The following is a 4,500-nucleotide window of genomic DNA, read 5'->3' on the forward strand; positions in this document are numbered from 1 at the left end:
GCCTCGATGAAGTCCAGTACGTGCCCGAACTCGTTGGTCTCCACGACCCCCCACGGGATCCGCGGCCGCGCCAGCGCGAGCGTGGCCACCGCGTCGCGCTCCGCGTGGAAGGCGGCCATCTCGCGGAGCGAGAAGCGGGTCCACACGTCGCCGTTGGTCGCGTACCAGGCCCCGTCGGGGTGCGGGAGGTGCCGGGCCGCGTACTTGAGGCCGCCGCCGCGCCCCAGCGGCTCCTCCTCGACCACCGTGGTCACGCGGAGCGGCAACCGGGCCCCGGCCAGCCACTCCTGGAGCACCTCGGCCAGGTGCCCGCAGGAGACCACGGCGTCCGTGACCCCTTCGGAGGCCAGCCAGGCCAGTTGGTGCCCGATGATCGGCACCCCCGTCCCCGGGATCTCCACCATCGGCTTCGGGCGGTCGTCGGTGTACGGACGCAGCCGCGAACCCTGGCCGCCCGCCAGGACGACGGCCTGGGTGGGGGCGGCGGGGAACGCGGCTGCGGAGGGCGCGGGCGGAGCGGATCGGTGGTCGTCGGTCATGACGGCCAGCGTAGGGAGGTGGCGTGCGTCAGCCCATGGAGGCGACGCCGGAGGCGTACGAGGTGTCGCAGACGGGCCGGGAGAACGACTGGGCCTTCGTCGGGCCGTACGCGTCCACGGCGGCCCGCCCCAGCGCCCGCGCGATCCCCACGCAGTGCTCGGCGAGCGACGGCCGCCGGTTCACCTCCTGCTGGAGGTGGGTGAGGACGTCGTCCGGCCGCCCGCCCTGCTGCAGCTCACCGACGAGCTCGTCGCGCAGCACCTCGTGCGCGGCACGCGGCTTCGCGGGGACGGAGACGTCCTCGGCGGAGGCGGTCAGGACCTGGGAGGACGAAGTGTCCGCCCAGGGAACCATGGTGACCGCGAGGGTCCCGGAGAGGACCAGGACGACGGGCAGGACCAGGGCGAGGGAACGGCCGATACGGCGGGCAGTGTGGGTCACGAGGGCGAGAGTAGCGCTCGGTGAAGATTTGGCGACATTCAGTCACTCTGACGGGGGATGGTTCGACGTGGTTTTTCGAATGGAGGGTTGACGGTTGGGGTCGAATGGCCCGCTCTGTCGGGGTTCCGGTCGCGGCCGTGGCCGGGCAACGAACGCCGGAGGGGCGCCCCTTGACGGGACGCCCCTCCAACGACTGCGAAACCTGCCGAACTAGGCCCTGTCGGACAGCCGCTCGCCGGACGAGGTCGAGAAGACGTGGATCTCGTCGGCGCGCGGTACCACGTGGAGGCTGGAGCCCTTCTCCGGGACCTGGCGGCCGCCCACCCGGACCACGAGGTCCTGCGCACCCTCGGCGGAGGTGGTGGAGCCGTAGACGTAGCCGTCGGCGCCGAGTTCCTCGACCACGTTCACGACTATGGTCAGACCGCCGGTCTCGGCGACGTCGAAGTGCTCCGGGCGGACGCCGACCGTGACGGTACGGTCGCCCGCGTCGGCCGCCGCGGACAGCGCCTCGCGGGACACCGGGACGACGCTGTCGCCGAACTTCACGCCGCCGTCGGTGATCGGGACCTCGACCAGGTTCATGGCCGGCGAGCCGATGAAGCCGGCGACGAAGAGGTTCGCGGGGCGGTCGTACATGTTGCGCGGGGTGTCGACCTGCTGGAGCAGCCCGTCCTTCAGGACGGCCACGCGGTCGCCCATCGTCATCGCCTCGACCTGGTCGTGGGTGACGTAGACCGTGGTGATGCCGAGGTCGCGCTGGAGCGCCGCGATCTGCGTGCGGGTGGAGACGCGGAGCTTGGCGTCGAGGTTCGACAGCGGCTCGTCCATCAGGAACACCTGCGGCTTGCGCACGATGGCGCGGCCCATGGCGACGCGCTGGCGCTGACCGCCGGAGAGCGCCTTCGGCTTCCGGTCGAGGTACTGGGTGAGGTCGAGCATCTTCGCCGCGTCCTCCACCTTCTTGCGGATGGTGGCCTTGTCCTCACCGGCGATCTTGAGCGCGAAGCCCATGTTGTCGGCGACGGACATGTGCGGGTAGAGCGCGTAGTTCTGGAACACCATCGCGATGTCCCGGTCCTTGGGCGGCAGGTGCGTGACGTCGCGGTCCCCGATGCGGATGGCGCCGCCGTTGACGTCCTCCAGGCCGGCGAGCATGCGCAGCGAGGTGGACTTGCCGCAGCCGGACGGGCCGACGAGGACGAGGAACTCGCCGTCCTGGATCTCCAGCTCGAGCTGGTCGACGGCCGGCTTGTCGCCGCCGGGGTACAGGCGGGTCGCCTTGTCGAAAGTGACAGAAGCCATGGTGATGAATCCCTTCTACCGGCAGGAACGTGCCGGACGATCCGAGTGGAAGGAAGAATGGGTCTAGTCCACTAGGTGGACTTCCGCTCGACGCTACCTGCCCGGACGGCTCCTGTCAGCATCGGGAAGGTGTCGAATTTCGCATCACGCGATGTGGGCCGCTGTGTAGAGTGAGACGGTCGCGCCTCCTTAGCTCAGCTGGCCAGAGCAACGCTCTTGTAAAGCGTAGGTCGTCGGTTCGAATCCGACAGGGGGCTCCGAGGAAGTACACAGAGGCCCTGTCGTCCGAGCGGACGGCAGGGCCTCTGACCGTTCGGGAGCCGTGACCGGACCGGGCAGCCGGGCGTCCCGGACGGCGATCGAGGACCTGACGCCGGCCGTGTGATCAGTGGCGGCCCGAGATGCGGTCGGCCAGGCGGGCCAACGGCATGGTCGTCGGGCGGTGGGTGGCGCTCTCGTGCCGGTCCGCCTCGCGGTAGGCGGCGTAGAGGGCATGGACGCCGAGCCAGCGCAAGGGTTCCGGCTCCCAGCGGCGGACGCGGTGGTTGACCCAGGGCAGCGTGGTCAGTTCGGTGGATTCGCCGAGGACCAGGTCGCGCAGGGTGCGGGCGGCGAGGTTGGCGGTGGCGACGCCCGAGCCCACGTAGCCGCCCGCCCAGCCCAGGCCCGAGGCGCGGTCCAGGGTGACGGTGGCGCACCAGTCGCGGGGCACGCCGAGCACACCCGACCAGGCGTGGGTGATCTCCGTACCCGCGAGCTGCGGGAAGAAGGAGGTCAGGAGGCCGGTCAGGGCGGAGACGGTGGCCGGCTGGGTACGGCCGTCGTTGTCGGTGCGCGAGCCGAAGCGGTACGGGACCCCGCGGCCGCCGATCGCGATGCGGTCGTCGGCCGTGCGCTGCGCGTACATGTACGCGTGGGCCATGTCGCCCAGCAGCGTGCTGTCCGACCAGCCGAGCCGGGACCAGGTTTCGGCGGGGAGGGGGGCCGTCACGATCATCGAGGAGTTCATGGGGAGCCATGAGCGCTTCTGGCCCTTGAGGGCGGCGGTGAAGCCCTCGGTGCAGCGCAGCACGTACGGGGCGCGGACGGTGCCGTACGGGGTGACGGCCCGGCGCGGGGCGATCTCGGTGACGGGCGTGGACTCGTGGACGACCACCCCGAGCGCTTCGACGGCGGCGGCCAGGCCCTTGACCAGCTTCAGCGGGTGGACGCGGGCGCCGTGGGGGCTCCAACTGGAGCCGACGGCGTCGGCGATGTCGATGCGGGCGCGGGTGGCGGGGGCGTCGAGCAGCTCGCGGTCGGTCTCCCCGAAGGCGGCCTCGTGGGCGTGGAAGGCCTTCAGGCGGCCGAGTTGGGCGGGGGTACGGGCGACTTCGAGGACGCCGCCGCGGTGGATGTCGGCGTCGATGCCTTCCTCGGCGGTGACGTCGATGACCTCGGTGACGGTCTCGTTCATGGCCTGCTGGAGGCGGCGGGCGGCCGGCCGGCCGTGGAGGGCGGCGTAGCGGTCGCGGCCGGCGATGCCGTTGTAGAGCCAGCCGCCGTTGCGGCCGGAGGCGCCGTAGCCGCAGAACTTCTGCTCCAGGACGGTGATGCGGAGGTCGGGGGCGGCGCGCTTGAGGTAATAGGCGGTCCACAGGCCGGTGTAGCCGCCGCCGACGATGACGACGTCGGCGGTGGTGTCGGTGGTGAGGGGTGCGCGGGGTGGGGTGGCCGGGGTGCCGTCGCTCTCGGACGCGTACCAGAAGGAAATCCCGCCGTTGATCGTCATGGGCCAGTTGGTACACCCCGCCCGGCAGGGTGTCCAGGTCCCTGTTCCCTGCGGGCGGCTCGGTGGTGTGTGGCGGGGCCGGACTCTGTGCCGGGCTCCGCCCGGACCCGCGCCTCAATCGCCGGCGGGGCCGGGTGCCCTGCGGGCGGCTCGGTGGTGTGTGGCGGGGCCGGACTCCATGCCGGGCTCCGCCCGGACCCGCGCCTCAATCGCCGGCGGGGCCGGGTGCCCTGGGGGCGGCTCGGTGGTGTGTGGCGGGGCGGGACTCTGTGCCGGGCTCCGCCCGGGCCCGCGCCTCAATCGCCGGCGGGGCTGAAATTGCGGGCCTGTGCCTTATGGACGGCGGGGGTTGAAGAGGCCAGTGCCTTGATGGGCGGCGGTGTTGGGAGTGGCGCGGGTTGGTCGGCAGGTGTCGGGGTGGGGGGCCGTGGTGGGGTGTCTCC

At 71.8% G+C, this 4,500-nt stretch carries 4 protein-coding genes and 1 tRNA gene; 1 reads left to right on the top strand and 4 read right to left on the bottom strand.

All coding sequences use genetic code 11. The features are described from left to right. The 3 genes from ACWGIU_RS30535 to ACWGIU_RS30545 all read right to left on the bottom strand — a co-directional run. Positions 1–539, bottom strand: a 539-nt coding sequence (locus tag ACWGIU_RS30535) for a nucleotidyltransferase family protein (RefSeq protein ID WP_453711211.1), incomplete at its 3' end; no start/stop codon positions are given. Between the two features lie 28 nt (positions 540–567). Then, positions 568–981 carry a hypothetical protein gene (locus tag ACWGIU_RS30540; protein ID WP_453711213.1) on the bottom strand — a complete coding sequence of 138 codons (414 nt, stop codon included), beginning with the start codon at positions 979–981 and terminating at the stop codon, positions 568–570. A 210-nt stretch (positions 982–1,191) separates the two neighbouring features. Next, a complete protein-coding gene (locus tag ACWGIU_RS30545) occupies positions 1,192–2,286 on the bottom strand; it encodes an ABC transporter ATP-binding protein (RefSeq protein ID WP_453711215.1) in 1,095 nt (364 codons plus the stop codon). Positions 2,287–2,469: 183 nt separating this feature from the next. Between ACWGIU_RS30545 and ACWGIU_RS30550 the strand changes: the two genes are divergently transcribed. Continuing rightward, a tRNA-Thr gene (locus ACWGIU_RS30550) sits at positions 2,470–2,543 on the top strand. Positions 2,544–2,671: 128 nt separating this feature from the next. Here ACWGIU_RS30550 and ACWGIU_RS30555 read toward each other — a convergent pair. After that, complete coding sequence (locus ACWGIU_RS30555) at positions 2,672–4,057, bottom strand: NAD(P)/FAD-dependent oxidoreductase (protein ID WP_453711216.1); 1,386 nt, start codon at positions 4,055–4,057, stop codon at positions 2,672–2,674. Positions 4,058–4,500: the final 443 nt, after the last annotated feature.

The organism is Streptomyces sp. NPDC054840 (assembly GCF_053611065.1).

Bases quoted from the DNA above. Each gene is read 5' to 3' on its own strand.
- ACWGIU_RS30545 (WP_453711215.1), bottom strand. From the start codon at position 2,286: ATGGCTTCTGTCACTTTCGACAAGGCGACCCGCCTGTACCCCGGCGGC.
- ACWGIU_RS30555 (WP_453711216.1), bottom strand. From the start codon at position 4,057: ATGACGATCAACGGCGGGATTTCCTTCTGGTACGCGTCCGAGAGCGAC.